Annotated in this window: 8 protein-coding genes; 5 read left to right on the forward strand and 3 right to left on the reverse strand. The window is 66.9% G+C overall.

Annotated features, from left to right (window positions below; translation table 11 throughout):
• The first annotated feature begins 130 nt into the window (after positions 1-130).
• Both hrpA and ACFPFG_RS29945 read left to right on the forward strand, forming a co-directional pair.
• The gene (gene hrpA / locus ACFPFG_RS29940; RefSeq protein ID WP_380109516.1) at positions 131-4,219 is read left to right on the forward strand and encodes an ATP-dependent RNA helicase HrpA; all 4,089 of its coding nucleotides are present in this window, start codon (positions 131-133) and stop codon (positions 4,217-4,219) included.
• A gap of 266 nt (positions 4,220-4,485) precedes the next feature.
• The gene (locus tag ACFPFG_RS29945) at positions 4,486-5,136 is read left to right on the forward strand and encodes a cysteine hydrolase family protein (RefSeq protein WP_380109519.1); all 651 of its coding nucleotides are present in this window, start codon (positions 4,486-4,488) and stop codon (positions 5,134-5,136) included.
• A 29-nt stretch (positions 5,137-5,165) separates the two neighbouring features.
• Here the strand turns inward: ACFPFG_RS29945 and ACFPFG_RS29950 are convergent, their stop codons facing one another.
• Both ACFPFG_RS29950 and ACFPFG_RS29955 read right to left on the reverse strand, forming a co-directional pair.
• Positions 5,166-5,645, reverse strand: a complete 480-nt coding sequence (locus tag ACFPFG_RS29950; protein WP_380109520.1) for a right-handed parallel beta-helix repeat-containing protein — start codon at positions 5,643-5,645, stop codon at positions 5,166-5,168.
• 755 nt (positions 5,646-6,400) lie between these two features.
• Positions 6,401-11,293: a DUF6765 family protein gene (locus ACFPFG_RS29955; protein WP_380109523.1), complete on the reverse strand. Its 4,893-nt coding sequence runs from the start codon at positions 11,291-11,293 to the stop codon at positions 6,401-6,403.
• Positions 11,294-11,551: 258 nt separating this feature from the next.
• Here ACFPFG_RS29955 and ACFPFG_RS29960 point away from each other — a divergent pair, with 258 nt between their 5' ends.
• Positions 11,552-12,454 carry a LysR family transcriptional regulator gene (locus tag ACFPFG_RS29960; protein ID WP_380109525.1) on the forward strand — a complete coding sequence of 301 codons (903 nt, stop codon included), beginning with the start codon at positions 11,552-11,554 and terminating at the stop codon, positions 12,452-12,454.
• A 2-nt stretch (positions 12,455-12,456) separates the two neighbouring features.
• On the forward strand, positions 12,457-12,960 hold the full coding sequence (locus tag ACFPFG_RS29965) for a hypothetical protein (protein WP_312379408.1): 504 nt from the start codon (positions 12,457-12,459) through the stop codon (positions 12,958-12,960).
• A gap of 1 nt (position 12,961) precedes the next feature.
• On the opposite strand, the gene ACFPFG_RS29970 is transcribed toward ACFPFG_RS29965, so the two are convergent.
• The gene (locus ACFPFG_RS29970) at positions 12,962-13,501 is read right to left on the reverse strand and encodes a pyridoxamine 5'-phosphate oxidase (protein ID WP_380110359.1); all 540 of its coding nucleotides are present in this window, start codon (positions 13,499-13,501) and stop codon (positions 12,962-12,964) included.
• Between the two features lie 227 nt (positions 13,502-13,728).
• On the opposite strand from ACFPFG_RS29970, the gene ACFPFG_RS29975 reads away from it, so the two are divergent.
• The gene (locus tag ACFPFG_RS29975; RefSeq protein WP_380109527.1) at positions 13,729-15,423 is read left to right on the forward strand and encodes a long-chain fatty acid--CoA ligase; all 1,695 of its coding nucleotides are present in this window, start codon (positions 13,729-13,731) and stop codon (positions 15,421-15,423) included.
• Positions 15,424-15,512 lie beyond the last annotated feature (89 nt).

Raw genomic sequence — 15,512 nt, forward strand, 5'->3', positions numbered from 1 at the left:
CATGCCGCCGGCCTGCCCTGGCGAAGGCCCTGGCATGCGGGGGTTTTCATGCGGACGGCACAGGCCAGGCGTATGGAAATCCGCAGCCGTGTGGCGCCGCCGGCATGGCGCGGGGATAATCCAGCCCCTTATGCCTTTGAAGATCAGCTTCCCTGAATCCCTGCCCGTATCCGCCCGCCGTGAGGAAATCATGGAGGCCATGGACCGGCACCAGGTCATCATCGTGTGCGGCGAGACGGGCTCGGGCAAGACCACGCAGCTGCCCAAGATCGCGCTGGCGCTGGGCCGGGGCAAGGTCAACGCCACGCCCGACGACAAGGGCCAGGTGCGCGGCCACCTGATCGGCCACACGCAGCCGCGCCGCATTGCCGCCAGTTCGGTGGCCAAGCGCATTGCCGAGGAGCTGAACACGCCGCTGGGCGATGTGGTGGGCTACAAGGTGCGCTTCCAGGACCGGCTGTCCAAGGACGCCTCGGTCAAGCTGATGACGGACGGCATCCTGCTGGCCGAGACGCAGACCGATCCGCTGCTCAAGGCCTACGACACGCTGATCATCGACGAGGCCCACGAGCGCAGCCTCAACATCGACTTCCTGCTGGGCTACATCAAGCAGATCCTGCCCCGGCGCCCCGACCTCAAGGTGGTGGTGACGTCGGCCACCATCGATGCCGAGCGGTTCTCCAGGCACTTCGAAGGCCCCAAGGGGCCTGCGCCCGTGATCATGGTCTCGGGCCGCACCTACCCCGTGGAGATGCGCTGGCGCCCGTTCGAGGAAAAGCGCGACCACGACCTCAACGATGCCATTGCCGAAGGCGTGGACGAGCTGTGGGCCGGCGGCGCGGGTGGCGACATCCTCGTTTTCCTGCCCGGCGAGCGCGAGATCCGTGAGGCCGCCGACCACCTGCGCAAGCACCTGGCCCAGCAGCCCGTGCTGCGCCATGCCGAGGTGCTGCCGCTGTTCTCGCGCCTGTCGCAGGCCGAGCAGGACCGCATCTTCGACAGCCACACGGGCCGGCGCATCGTGCTGGCCACCAACGTGGCCGAGACCTCGCTGACCGTGCCCGGCATCCGCTATGTGATCGACGCGGGCACGGCGCGCGTCAAGCGCTATTCCTTCCGCAGCAAGGTCGAGCAGCTGCTGGTCGAGCCCATCAGCCAGGCGGCGGCCAACCAGCGCGCGGGCCGTTGCGGCCGCGTGGCCAACGGCATCTGCATCCGCCTGTACGACGAGGCCGACTTCGGCACGCGCGCGCGCTTCACCGACCCCGAAATCCTGCGCTCCTCGCTGGCCGGCGTCATCCTGCGCATGAAGTCGCTGGGCCTGGGCGACGTGGTGAACTTCCCCTTCCTCGAATCGCCCTCGGGCCGCGCCATTGCCGACGGCTACCAACTGCTGGGCGAGCTGGGCGCCGTGGACGAGCGCGGCGAGCTGCTGCCCATGGGCCGCGAGCTGTCGCGCCTGCCGCTGGACCCGCGCGTGGGCCGCATGATCCTGGAGGCGCGCTCGCGCGGCGCCGTGGCCGAGGTGCTGGTCATCGCCTCCGCCCTGTCCGTGCAGGACGTGCGCGATCGGCCGCTGGAGGCCCAGCAGCAGGCCGACCAGCAGCACGCCAAGTTCGACGACGAGAAAAGCGAATTCAGCGGCTACCTGCGCCTGTGGAAATGGCTGCAGGATGCGCGCGGCGGCAAGGTGGTGGCCAAGAGCCGCAAGGAAATGGCCGGCGCCCAGGCACCGGCCGCCAAGCCGTCGGCGCGCAATGCCGCCTTCCTGCCCGTGGCCCAGCGCAGCGGCGGGCAGAGCGTGGCCGCACCGGCGGCCGAGGCGCTGGCGGCCTTCCATCCGCAGGACACCGGCCCCGGCACGGATGACGAGCCCTCGCACAAGCTCAGCAACCGCCAGTGGGAGCAGCTGCTGCGCCAGAACTTCATCAACATCCGCCGCGTGCGCGAGTGGCGCGACATCCACTCGCAGCTGCTGACCGTGGTCAACGAGCACAAGTGGAAGATCAACACCGAGCCTGCGGGCTACGACGCCGTGCACCTGTCCATGCTGTCCGGCCTGCTGGGCAACCTGGGCTACAAGGGCGACGAAAGCGATGCCTACCTGGGCGCGCGCGGCATCCGCTTCCATCCGCACCCGGGCGCCCACCTGTCCAAGAAGCCGGGGCGCTGGATCGTTGCGGCCGAGCTGGTGGAAACCTCGCGCCTGTACGGCCGGGGCATCGCCGCCATCGATCCGCAGTGGCTGGAGGAAGTCGGCGCCCACCTGCTAAAGAAGCAGCTGCTCGATCCGCACTGGTCCAAGAACCAGGCCGACGTGGTGGCGCTGGAGCGCGCCACGCTCTACGGCCTGGTGGTCTACAACGGCCGCCGCATGAGCTATGGCCGCATCGATCCGCAGTCCGCGCGCGAGATCTTCATCCGCCAGGCCCTGGTGGAGGGGCAGTGGGATACGCGCTGGCACTTCCTGCCCGCCAACCTCAAGCTGGTGCGCAAGGTCGAGGAGCTGGAGCACAAGAGCCGCCGCCAGGACGTGCTGGTCGATGACGAGCTGATCTACGCCTTCTACGACCAGCAGATCCCCAAGGACGTGTTCAGCGGCGCCACCTTCGACCATTGGTTCCGCGAGGCGGCCAAGGAAAACGCCGACCTGCTGCGCCTGTCGCGCGACGAGCTGATGCGCCACGAGGCGGCCGGCATCACCACCCAGGCCTTTCCCAAGGTGGTCAAGCTCGGCGGCGTGGACTGCACGGCCAGCTACCTGCACAGCCCGGGCGACGCGCGCGACGGCATCACCGTCACCGTGCCGCTGTTCGTGCTCAACCAGGTCAGCGACGAGCGCGTGGAATGGCTGGTGCCCGGCATGCTCAAGGACAAGCTCCAGGCCCTGCTCAAGAGCCTGCCGCAGCGCCCGCGCAGCCGCTTCGTGCCCCTGCCCGAAAGCGCCCAGCGCCTGGCCGAACTCTTCACCACGCCCGAGCGCTGGGGCCAGGGATCGCTGATCGATGCCCTGCTCAAGCAGGTGCGCGACGAGACCTCGCTGGACGTCAAGCGTGCCGACTTCAAGCTGGACATGCTCAGCCCGCACCTGTTCATGAACTTCCGCATCACGGACGAGCATGGACGCCAGCTGGGCCAAGGCCGCAACCTGGGCGCGCTCAAGGCCGAACTGGGCGCCAAGGCGCGCGGCGCCTTCCAGGCGCTGGCCGCGCTGAAGGTGGCTTCGGTCACGGAGGCTGCGGCCCCGCCTGCCGCCGCGCCCGAAGCCGGCAAGAAGGCGGCATCTGGCGCCAGGCAGGACAAGGCGGCAAAGCCTGAAAAGGCGGACCAGGCCACGCCTGCCAGCAACGCCAAGCCCAGCCAGCCCGCCGACAGCCGCTACAAGGAATGGAGCTTTGGCGAGCTGCCCGAGCTGATGGAGATCGGCCGGGGCGGGCAGACGCTGATCGGCTTCCCGGCGCTGATCGATCACGGCGATGCCGTCGGCATCGAGGTCTTCGACGAGCCCGAGGTTGCGGCCGCCCGCCACCGCGTGGGCCTGCGCCGCCTGTTCGCGCTGCAGATCCGCGACGCGCTCAAGTACCTGGAAAAGAACATTCCGGACCTGCAGAAGATGGCCGTCGCCTACATGCCGCTGGGCACGCAGGAGGAACTGCGCGAGCAGATCATCGACGTGGCCATAGACCGCGCCTTCCTGCAGGAGCCGCTGCCCACCAACGACGCGCAGTTCAAGCAGCGCGTGCAGGATGGGCGCGGACGCCTGACGCTGATCGCCAACGAGGTGGCGCGCATGGCCTCCACCATCCTGGTCGAGTACGCGGCGGCGCAGCGCAAGATCAAGGACACCAAGAACGCGCCTGATGCCACGGCCGACGCCGCCCAGCAACTGCAGCGCCTGGTGCCCAAGAACTTCATCGCGGCCGCGCCCTGGACCCAGCTGCAGCATTACGCGCGCTACCTCAAGGCCATCACCAGCCGGCTGGACAAGTACCGCGCCGACCCCGCGCGCGACGCCAGCCGCCTGGCCGAGCTGCGCCCGCTGGAGCAGCGCTACTGGCGACTGGTGGCCGAGCGCAAGGGCCACATCGATGCGCGCATGCAGGAGTACCGCTGGATGCTGGAGGAGCTGCGCGTGAGCTTCTTCGCCCAGGAGCTGCGCACGCCTTACCCGGTCAGCATCAAGCGGCTGGACAAGGTCTGGCAGCAGCTGCAGAACTAGCGCCGTGCCGGCCTGCGGCCCTTTCTTGAGCGGGAGGGCCGCAGGCCATGTTTCAATGCGGCATCGCCACCTTCACCGGCACGCGGCCGGTTGGAGCGATGCAAGGCCCAAGGCCGTATGCGCCATCACAGAGATGGGGCATTTTTCAAAGCATGGGCGATCTGTGCAGAACCTGCACAGATGCTGGCCGCTCCATGGCGTTGCGGCGGAGCCTGTGCGTTTCTAGACTGCAGGCATCAACCACTTCCCGTTTTCAGGAGCACTGCATGTCCCTCGCAGAACAGGCCAGCCAGGCCACCCAATCCACCAGCCATCCCACCCTCCGAGCCCTGTCCGGCGCGCCGGCGCGCAGCCAGTTGCCACGGGGTGCCACGGCGTTGCTGGTCATCGACTTCCAGAACGAGTACTTCAGCGGCCGCCTGCCCATCCCGCGCGGCCCGCAGGTCCTGGAGCAGGCCCGGCGCCTGCTGCAATGGGCCGATGCCGGGCAGGTTGCCGTGTTCCACATCCAGCACATTGCCCCCGAAGGTGCGCCCGTGTTTGCCGTCAATGGCAGCACCGTCCAGTTCCACCCCGACCTGCAGCCGCGCGCGGGCGACACCGTGGTGCAAAAGCGCAGCGTCAGCGCCTTCGTCGGCACCGACCTGGCCGACCAGCTGCGCGCGCGTGGCATCACCACCGTGGTCATCTGCGGCCTCATGACCCACGCCTGCGTGGCCGGCGCCGCACGCGATGCCGCGCCGCTGGGCTTCGAGGTCGTCGTTGCCAGCGATGCCGTGGCCACACGTGCCATCACGCGCAGCAACGGCGAATCCGTGGACGCCGACAGCCTGCACCGTGCCGCGCTGGCCGAGATCGAGGATGTGTTCGGCGATGTCATGTCCACCGCGCATGTGGTGCAGCTGCCCCTGCGCTGAGCCTGCAGGCAGGGCCCGCGTATCGTCTCCTAGCGAGAATCCACGGCGTTGCCGTACTCCGTCGTGGTGCTGGCCGCATCCTTGCGCACCGGCACGGCGATCTGCTCGAACACATTGCCTTCGATCACCACGTCCCTGGACTCCAGCAGATTGATGCCTGCCTGGGGTTCCTCTTCCTTCTTCCTGAACAGCCCGCTGCGCTTCACGATGAAGCGGTTGTTGCGGATGATGGAGCCATCGGCATCGCGCAGCTTGAGGATGGCGGGCAGCGGCGCCTTGTCGCGTAGGTCCATGTGCACGATGAAGGTATTGCCCTCCACCAGCGAGCGCGGGCCGTACAGGTAGACGGCGGTGCGGCCATCGACCTCGATGGTGTTGTTGCGCACCACGTTGTCGGAGCCCGCCATGATGATGGCGCGGCCGCCGGATTTGATTTGGAGGTTTTCTGCGGTGTAGAAGGTGGGTGGGGTGTAGTCCCAGGGGATTTCGTTGAACTCTCTTGATCTCAATGTTCCACCCGGATTTTCTCGTACTAGCAAAATCCTCTTTCATCTCAGAGTTCTATTCTTTTCAATAGCAATATGGAGTGCATACATACCCCCAATCCTATTGTGCCCGGGGGTTTCTATTTTCCCGATATGCATTCTTAGTTGGATGGCAAATTATCCCTGCCTGACGTTATGCCGACTACCCGTAGTATTATCAAACGGCTTCCCCGTGACAAGATGGCCGCGCAAATCTAGATCCAAGGTTGTTATTCCGGCTGAAGTTTAAAACTGCTCGTCCTGCAGTTCCTCGGTGTCTATCCGCCTTCCAATCTCTCAATCGCGCGCTCTTCTGCTGAGATAAAATCATGCACAACGCAATAGTAACCAGGTCCTGAGACTTAAGCCATTATTGGATAATATCCACCGCTATATTTAACTGCGTTTGCACCCCTCAGGCAGTGGTGTTCCTCTGTCACTGGGGGGGTGACGACGTCTCTGCCCACTCTTCTTTTGTAAGAGATTTTTGAGGAGCTACTTGGCAGCCAATCATCATAAGAGAAGCTGATATGTAAAAACCAAAAACTACACATCTTTGCATATTGGACTCCTTGGCAAACAAACACCTGGATATTTATCTTCCTGGCCAGAAAGTCTGTCAAGATATTTATCTCTATTCTCTTTGGCATCATCCTTTTTGTATGCATCCTCGCCATCTTTCTCTATATTTATATTGTTGACTTTTGTTCTTTTGCCATTTTTTCCAAATTTTGTTAAATTTAGTTTTCATTTTTAATTAAATCATTGATGGCATCTTGCAGAAATTTATTTTTCTTTGAAAAATCTTTCCCATCTTCTCTGATCTTGTTGAACTCCACTAGAATACTCTCAATTTCCTCGAAACCAATTGCAGGCTTGATTCCATAAGAAGTCAGGAATTCATAAACTGCCTTCTGTCCCGCTAATGTGCGATCCGCGCGCACATTCCAATGCCTTGCATTGACGGTTGGGTCATTTCCCGTGTAATCGGGATCGCCGTTGTAGGTGTAGTCTGGTTCGGAACCTGAGAACCCATGGCCTATGCCCAATCCCAGCGTGAGCGCATCGACGGGGCGGTTGTCCCTGCCACGATGGCTGAAGGTATCCAGGTAGGAGTGCAGGAATTCGCCCAGGAACTGGTATTCGGCGCAAGGCTGGGCCGGGTTGCCCAGGCGGCTGGCGTTGAGCAGGTTGTTCAGTTGCGGGCTCAGGTTGCCCACCACGCTGTTGACGTTGTCGTTGGCGTACTGGGGCAGCGTGGTGCCCTTGTCGTCGGACAGCGTGAAGTGGTACCACAGCAGTTGCCGGTGGTTCTTGAAGATCGAGCCCACCGTGGTGAGGGTGTTGGCATCGTCCAGCGGCTTGGTGATGGGGTTGTCATCCACGTACTGCGAAGCCAGCGCCGTGATGCGTGCCGGCTCGTAGTCCAGGCCGGCGGCCAGGGCCAGGAAGAAGACCATGTAGTAGTGCATGTCCTCCTGGTACAGCCCGGTGGGATCGATGCGGTTGAGCGGGTCGCCGCCGGCATACAGGTAGGCATCGGGCCCGTCCGGGTAGCCCAGCGGGTCCGGCTGCAGGTAGCGGCCGCTGGCCGGGTCGTAGCTGCGGTGCCAGTTGTCGTGCAGTCCGCTTTCCTCGTCGAAGTACTGGCCCGGCAGGCGCAGGTTGAGCACGGCCTGCTGCCGGGGCAGGCTTGTGTGGCCGGCCTGATGCACGGCCGGTGCTCCCCAGGGCGTCTGGCGGGCACGCCAGACCACGCGCTGGCCTGCGTCCGTCATGGCCTGCGGACTGCCCCGGTGGTCGTTGTGGATGTGCAGCATGCGCGCCTTGCCGCTGGCGTTGTCCCGGTTGTGCTCGGATTCCAGCTTGGCGATGGGCAGGGTGCGAGTCCCCTCGCTCAGGTACAGGTACTGGCTGGTGATGCGGCCTTCGCCATCCATTTCCGCGACGAGTCGGTTGTCCTGCCACAGGTAGTGGCTGTGCGTTTGCCCGTCGCCCTGGTGCACGGTCTTGCCCACGCGCTGGCCCAGGCTGTTGTAGCGGTAGCTGGCGATGGGCCGGTCCAGGTGGTCGCTGATGCTCTGGAGCTGTCCTGCCTCGGTGTAGGCGTAGCGGTGCAGCGCGTCCTGGACGGTGCGGCCCTGGCTGTCGAGCTGCACGGGCGCTGGTGCTGACGGTGCGTTGTCCTGCACCAGCCTGCCGAAGCCCTGGTAGCGGTAGTCGGTCTTGTGCAGGCCGGCTGGCGCGTTGGCCTCTGTGTTTGCGTCTGCGGGTCGCCCGTCCTGCTCGATGGCGCGGATGCGCGGGCCCACGCCGTAGCGGTAGCGCTGGCTGAGGATGGGTGCGCTGCCTTGCGATGTGCCTTGTGATGTGCCTTGCCCGGTGGTCTGCTGCGTGAGGCGCCCGGCAATGTCGTATTGGCGCGAGGTGGCCAGGCCATTGCCTGCCGTGTAGTGCTGCAGGCCGTTGAAGGCGTCGATGCCGATGTCGCCAGCCACCGTCTGCGCGGGCAGCAGGCGTTCGAGCAAGCCTGTGGCGCCGGTGCCCAGCCAGTGGTCGCTGGCCTGCAGCAGCCCGGCCACCCAGGCGCTTTGCAGCTGCAGCCCTTGCACGCTGGCGCCTTCGCTGGCGGGGCCGCGCCGGGTGACGAGCACGCGGCCATCGGCCAGGGTGCGGCTGTGGACCCAGCCGTCCGGGCCATAGCGCGTGGCGGTGCGGTAGGTATGTTCGGCCTTGCCATCGGGCGTGGCCAGCGCAATGGTGCGTGCCACGGGGCGGCCCAGGGCGTCGTATTCGATGGACTCGCGCTGCCAGTTGCTATCGATGGTCTGCAGCAGGCGGCCCTGGTAGTGCAGCCGGGTTTGCGAGGAAGAGCGACGATCTGCACCGGGCGCCGGCTCGTAGGTCTTGGCCAGCAGACGCCCGCTGGGAGCGTACTGGTAGTGGGTGCTGCTGCCGTCGGCGCGGGTGTGCACCCGCAATTGATCGGCTTCGTTGTAGCGTGCGCTTTGGCGGCCATGATCGGCAAGCTGAAGCCATACGGTGCGGCCGAAGTCGTCGTGCAGGGCCTGGCGGCGTTCGGCGGGTTGGGTTCCCTGGGAAGCAGTGGTTTGGTGTCCGATGTCCTGGGGTGCTGTCGGCACATCGGAGGAGCCTTGCAGGGCCAGCCGTATCCAGCCATCGGGCGCTTGCGACAGGCTGGCATGGAGACTGCCGTTGTTCAACCAACGCGTGCGGATGTCGTCGCCATCGGTGTGCTGGAGCAACTCGCCCGCGTCGCCGTAGGTGTAGCTGTCCAGGCGCCCATCGGGCAGCAGGCGATGGCTCAGGCGCCCCTGCGCATTCCAGCCGTAGTAGGCCGCACGTTCGGGGAGGTCCTGGCCTTCGCGGTACAGGCCCAGCCGCGTGATGCGGCCTTCGCTGTCGCGTTCGATCTGGCCCCGGTTGCCCAGGCCGTCGAGCCGAGCCTGGGTGCTGCCCTGGTAGGTCCAGGTGGTGCTGCGGCCTGCCGTGTCGATGGCATGGCTGGGGCGGCCCAGGGCGTCGTGGCGGATGCGGTATGGATTCAGGCTCAGCCGGCTGCTGGCGCGGGGCTGGCCGTCGGCATCGAGCAGCCAGCCGCTGGTGCTGATTTCTTCTGCCTGCAGGGCGTTGGCAGACAAGGCGCTGTAGCGTATCTGGCGCTGAAGGCGCCGCACGCCGTCGTCTTCGGTGCGGGTCGTGATGCGCCCGGCCTGGTCATGCTCCAGCGCCACGGTCGTGCCATCGGGCTGCAGCACGCGCGTGACGTGGCTGCCGCTGCGGTCCCAGCGCAGCCGCGTGAGGTCGTTCTGCGCCGGGCTGCCGTCGTCATAGCCTGCCAGCGAGGTGGGCAGCGGCCCGTCGATGTCCACCAGCACGCTGCGGCCGTTGATCTCGGTGTAGCGGTAGCGCGTGCTGCGTTCGATGGGCGTGGCGCCGTCCGCATTGCCTGCGGGCTGGCCCTGGGCGTCCAGGGGGCTGAAGCCCGTCTCGGTGATCTGCAGCGGCTGGCGGCTGCTGTTGTAGCGGATGCGGATCTGGTGCTCGCGCCCGGGCACGACGCTGGGCCGCGCGATGAGTTCGGGTGCGTATTGCTTCCAGGGGTCCTTGCCGTAGCCGTAGCGCACCTGCAGCTGCGGGGCCCTGGCTTGGCCTTGTGTGTAGGCGATGCGGTACACGGCCAGCGGGCGGCCGAAGGGGTCCAGCTCGGTGCGCGTGCCTTCCAGCGGGTGGCCTGCGGGATCGAGCCGCGTGGCTTCGGTCAGGCGCCCTTGCGCGTCGTACCGGTAGCGCATGTCGCCGGGGCCGCAGCTGGCGCAGCCCGGGCCGCGCACTTCAAGCAATCGCCATTGCCCGCCGATGGTGTCGTAGTGGTAGGTGGTTTGCTGGCCCAGGCTGTTGGTGAGGGTGTTCTTCCAGGGCTGGCTGAGGTCCAGGGTGACTTTTTCCTGCTGGCTGTCCGGCGGGCCGCGCACGCTCAAGGTGGCGCGGCCGTTGTCGCCGTAGCCGTAGCTGGCGATGCGCTCGTCCATGGGCTTGCCGTCGCTGCCCTGGCCCTGCACGCTGATGCCCGTGAGCAAGGTGGGGTGCTGCGGGTCGTCGTAGTGGTAGTGGCGCTGGACCGGGGCTTGGCCATCGGCCGATGGGAGGATGACCTGCACGAGGCTGGCGTTCAGCTTGGCCTGGGGCTGGGTGCTGCCGGGCAAGGGCGCGCTGCCGTGGCGGTAGTCGATGCGGCCCAGCGGAGTGTCGATGGCCTGCACGCCGGTGAAGCTGCCCTCGCCCGAAGATTGGGCGTAGTGCAGGCGCAGGCTGCGGCCCTGCGGGTCGGTGACCTTGAGCAGGCGGTTGCCCTTGGCGTTGTAGTCCAGGCGGACCTGCTCGCCCGAGGGCAGGCTGATGCGGGTCAGGCGCCCCCGGTGGTTGAAGCGCAGCTCGCGCCCGTCCATCCATTGCCAGGTGTAGTGCCGTTCCTGGCCGGGCTTGGTTTCCTTGGTGCCCTTTGTATCCGGGCCTTCGATGCGCACGATGCCGTTGCCCGGCTGCTCGCTGGCGCACAGGCTGGGGTGCTCGCGCAGCTTGCTGAAGATGATGCGGGTGCCGTCGGCCTGCACGATCTGCAGGTTGGTGGGGTGGTCGTACAGGCGGGCCTCGTAGCTGAGCAGCCAGCCGCGGCCGAGCAGGCCCGGGGGCACGTAGGCCCGGCTGTAGCTGCTGTTGTAGTGGCGCACGACTTCCAGGCCGAGCACGCCGGGCAAGGCGGGCATGTCCACTTCGCGCTGGTATTTGTTGCCGTTGATGAGGTGGATGGGGTTGCCGGCGCCCTGGTGGGTGCTGCTGGAGTTGCCCTGGGTGGCGGGGCCGGCGCCGCCGCAGGGGCTGCCGCCGGGCGTGGGGGTGCAGGTGCCGCCGCCCGAGCCGCCACCGCCACCGCCACCGCCGAGGTCGATGCCGCCGCCCGTGCCGGGGGCGCAGCTTTGCACGGTGGGGTCGCATTTGCCGGAGCCGCCGCCCAGGTTGGGGGCGGCAGTCGCCAGGGGCGGCGTGGCGTGGGCCAGCAATGCGGCAATGCTTAGCAAGGCGCTGCGCAGCAGGACGTGCCTTCGGTTCATGGATGTCTTCCTCCCTCGGTCTTGGCGAATCTCGGGTATGGAACGGCCATCCGTCTGGCGTCGGGCTGGTGGCGGCGTGTCCCGGTTGGGGTAGCCCGCCAATCTAGGCAGTTAGTGCCCGCGTGTCTCTAGGAATAGTCTGTTTCTGAGGCAGAGGATGAGGAAGGGGGCGGAAATGAGGGCTGGCTTGGGGCTGCTGCGCAACGGGATGCGGCCGCGTCCATGCCCCACAATCCCCGCCAAAGGAGTGCATGAGCAATGGACAGATGGCAAGCCATGCGGGTGTTCTGCGGCGTGGTGGACGCGCAGGGTTTCACGGCGGCCCAGGACCGGCTGGGCATGACGCATTCCACGGCGTCGCGCCATGTCAAATGGCTGGAGTCGGAGCTGGGCACGCAGCTGCTGCAGCGCAATTCGCGCGGGCTGAGCCTGACCGATGCGGGGCGCAGCTACTACCTCAGTTGTGTGCAGTTGCTGGAGCAGCTCGATGCGGCCGAGGCCGCACTGGCGCAGCGCCGTGCGCGCGTGGCGGGCGTGTTGCGCATCACGCTGCCGCTGGCCGTGGGCGCCATCGAGCTGGGCGACTGGCTGCCCGAGTTCGAGCAGCAATTCCCCGATCTGGAGCTGCAGCTGCTTTGCACCGACCGGCTGGTGGACCTGGTGGCCGAGGGCGTGGATGCGGCCGTGCGCATCAGCCGCCAATTGCCTGACAGCGGGCTGCAGGCGCGGCTGCTCACGCATTCGCCGCTGGTGCTGGTGGCGTCGCCCGCCTACCTGATGCGCCAGGGCGTGGTGCAGGTGCCCGGGCAATTGGCCGAGCACCGCGCCCTGGCCTTTGCGGCGGGCCCGGCCCCATTGCGCTGGAGCGTGGTGTCCGCGCAGGGCGCCGTCACCGAGGTGCAGCCGCACACGGCGCTGCGCACCGATTCGGTGGCCACCATCTTCGAGGCCGCACGCGCAGGCCGGGGCATTGCTGCGCTGACCTGGCATACCGTGCGCTCGGCCGTGGAGCGCGGCCAGCTGGTGCGGGTGCTGCCCTGTTTTCATCTGGGGCAGTACAGCTACCACGCGCTGTATCCGCGCACGCGGCATCTGCGCCCGGCCGTGCGCGCGTTTGTGGATTTCATGGCGCGGCGCTATCGGCAGGGGTCGGGCGGCTGAGCATGGTCTTCTGGAGCCGGCCACTGGATGCGCAGGAGCAGGCCTTTGTGCGCACGCATTTCGGCGCCTCGCTCGATGCGCTGCTGCCGCGCCTGCGCCTGTACCAGCGGCGCCTGGGCGATACGCGCAGGGCGCTGTCCATGAATGGCGGGCGCATCTTCATGCCGCGCGCCTTCTTCACGCAGTCCGATCCGCACCAGCCGCTGCGCCTGGTGCATCCGCAGATCGCAGGCATCTTTGCCCATGAGCTGCTGCACCAGTGGCAGCGCCTGCAGGGCATGCCCGTCACGCGGCAGGCCGCCTGGCTGCAGTTCAAGGCGCTGTGCGCGCGCGGCGATCCCTATGCCTATGAGCGCTGCGACGATCCCCGGCGCATGCTGCGGCGCTTTGTCCATGCCCAGGTGGAGCAGCAGGGCCAGATGTGGGAGGACCATGTGCGCGCCTGCGTGGCGGGGCAGGGCGATGCGGCGGGCGCCCTGATCGCGGCCCACGTGCGGGGCGAGTGAGTCAGTTGGCCGGGATGCTCAGTGCTTCGATCAGGTCATGGGCCGACACATCGCGCGCCGCGCCAAAGCCCGCCACGTGCCGGGCGATGGATGGCGTGATGCAGACAAAGCGGAAGTCGCCCAGATCGGTCATGAACGCGGCTTCGGGGAAGCGCAGCACATAGCTGTCGCGCGCGCCATCGGCCAGCACGCTGCCGGGCGGCGGTGTGCTGGCCACGCCTTCGATGGCCACGCGCTCCAGTGCATGCACCCCCTCGCCGTCCACTTCGGCCGCGCATACCAGCAGGCTGACGGCCGGGTGCAGCTCCATGGCCCGCGTGTGCGCTGCCTGTGCGCTCACGTGCAGCACAAAGCAGCCAAACTGCGCATTCCAGGCCCAGGGCACCATGGACAGCCGGGGAGCGGGCAGTGCATCTCCAGCCCCGGGGGCAGGGGAGTCGGCGGGCTGGGTGGCCAGGGCCGCGCTGCGGTGGCGGACCAGCAGATCGCGCAGCGACAGCTGCAGGCGGGACAGGCGGGGCATGGCGGGCGTGGAGGGCATGGCGCCATCGTACCTGTGGCGTACTTTTGACGTGCCCGTGGCCGGCTTGCGAAAGCAGAAGGCGAGTTGCGGTGGCATCGGTATGCCATGGGCGCGCAAGCGTCACTTTGGCGACGATCTCCTGGGGCCTTCCCCAATGCCGGGAACCGGGTGTGGGCCTAGCCTCGCTGGCAAGGCGGATTGCCGCCGTCCCTTCCACTCACCGACACTTCAAAGCCCATCCACCCATGTCCTCCCAGCCCGCGCACCACGCTTTCTGGCCCAGCCGCCTGCCCCATTCCATCACCGTGCCCGCCACCAGCGTCTGGGACAACCTGGCCGTCAATGCGCGCCGCTACCCGGACAAGGCAGCCATCCGCTACTTCGGCAGCTCCATCAGCTACCGCGAGCTGTGCGAGGGCACGGAGCGCATGGCGGCCTACCTGCACGGCCTGGGCGTGCAGCGCGGCGACCGCGTCATTTTGCTGATGCAGAACACGCCGCAACTCATCCTGGCGCACTACGCCATCTTCCGTGCCAATGCGGTGGTGGTGCCGGTCAATCCCATGAACATGGCCGAGGAGCTCAGGCACTACATCACCGACGCCGACGCCAAGGTCGCCATCACCACGGCCGACCTGGCCCCGGAGCTGGCCAAGGCCAGCAATGCGCTGGCGCCCGGCCAGCGGCTGGAGCACCTGGTCGTCACCCAGTTCACGGACGCCTTCGATGCCGGGGTGCAGGGCGACGACGCCCCGCCCGTGCAGTGGCACGACTGGCTGCTGACCCGGCGTGAGCCGGCCGTGCTCGATGGCGGCAGCGTCCACACCTGGCAGCAGGCCCTGGCCTGTACCGACGCCGCGCCGCCCCATGTGGTGGGCCGCGACGACATGGCCGTGCTGCCCTACACCAGCGGAACCACGGGCCATCCCAAGGGCTGCATGCACCCGCACCGCTCCATCAACCACAACGCCGTGGCGGGCAGCTACTGGGGCAGCGGCACCAGCGAGGCGGTCGTGCTGGCCGTGGTGCCCATGTTCCACATCACGGGCATGGTGTCGGTGCTGCACACGGCCATCTTCATGGGCGCCACCGTGGTCGTCATGCCGCGCTGGGACCGCGAATTGGCCGGGCGGCTGATCTCGCGCTACCAGGTCACCAACTGGACCAACATCCCCACCATGGTCATCGACCTGCTGGGCAGCCCCAACTTTGCGCAATTCGACCTCACCAGCCTCAAGTACATCGGCGGCGGCGGTGCGGCCATGCCCCAGGCCGTGGCCCAGCGCCTGCTGGAGCAATACGGCCTGCGCTTCAGCGAGGGCTACGGCCTGACCGAGACGGCCGCACCCACGCACAGCAACCCGTTCGAGCATCCAAAGCAGCAATGCCTGGGCATTCCCTTCATGAGCACCGAGGCGCGTGTCATCGACCCCGATACCGGCGCCGACGTGCCGCAGGGCGAGCAGGGCGAAATCGTCGTCCACGGCCCCGAGGTCTTCGACGGCTACTGGAAGCGGCCCGACGCCACGGCCCAGGTCTTCATGGAGATCGACGGCAAGCGGTTCTTTCGCACCGGCGACCTGGGCCACGTGGACGAGGACGGCTACTACTTCATCACCGACCGCCTCAAGCGCATGATCAACGCCAGCGGCTTCAAGGTCTGGCCGGCCGAGGTCGAATCGCTGATGTTCCGCCACCCCGCCATCCAGGAAGCCTGCGTGATCTCCACGCGCGACGCCTACCGGGGCGAGTCGGTGAAGGCGGTCGTCGTGCTGCGCGCCGGCAAGGAAGACACCACGGCCGAGGACATCATCCAGTGGTGCCGCGAGAACATGGCCGTCTACAAGGCGCCCAAGATCGTGCAGTTCGTCAAGGCCCTGCCCAAGAGCGGCAGCGGCAAGGTGATGTGGCGGCAGCTGCAGGAGGCGGAGGCTGGCTGACTGGCCCTCAGGGCCTCAAAGGCTAGAGCCCTAAGCCCTTGCCCTTGCCCTCGGCGCGTTCCTGACGCGGCCGCCGAGGACGCTGTGGG

Origin of the sequence: Delftia deserti (assembly GCF_042653485.1) — a bacterium.
GTDB classification, from domain to species: domain Bacteria; phylum Pseudomonadota; class Gammaproteobacteria; order Burkholderiales; family Burkholderiaceae_C; genus Comamonas; species Comamonas acidovorans.

Bases quoted from the DNA above. Each gene is read 5' to 3' on its own strand.
- ACFPFG_RS29960 (WP_380109525.1), top strand. From the start codon at position 11,552: ATGGACAGATGGCAAGCCATGCGGGTGTTCTGCGGCGTGGTGGACGCG.
- ACFPFG_RS29970 (WP_380110359.1), bottom strand. From the start codon at position 13,501: ATGCCCTCCACGCCCGCCATGCCCCGCCTGTCCCGCCTGCAGCTGTCG.
- ACFPFG_RS29965 (WP_312379408.1), top strand. From the start codon at position 12,457: ATGGTCTTCTGGAGCCGGCCACTGGATGCGCAGGAGCAGGCCTTTGTG.
- ACFPFG_RS29945 (WP_380109519.1), top strand. From the start codon at position 4,486: ATGTCCCTCGCAGAACAGGCCAGCCAGGCCACCCAATCCACCAGCCAT.
- hrpA (WP_380109516.1), top strand. From the start codon at position 131: ATGCCTTTGAAGATCAGCTTCCCTGAATCCCTGCCCGTATCCGCCCGC.
- ACFPFG_RS29955 (WP_380109523.1), bottom strand. From the start codon at position 11,293: ATGAACCGAAGGCACGTCCTGCTGCGCAGCGCCTTGCTAAGCATTGCC.
- ACFPFG_RS29975 (WP_380109527.1), top strand. From the start codon at position 13,729: ATGTCCTCCCAGCCCGCGCACCACGCTTTCTGGCCCAGCCGCCTGCCC.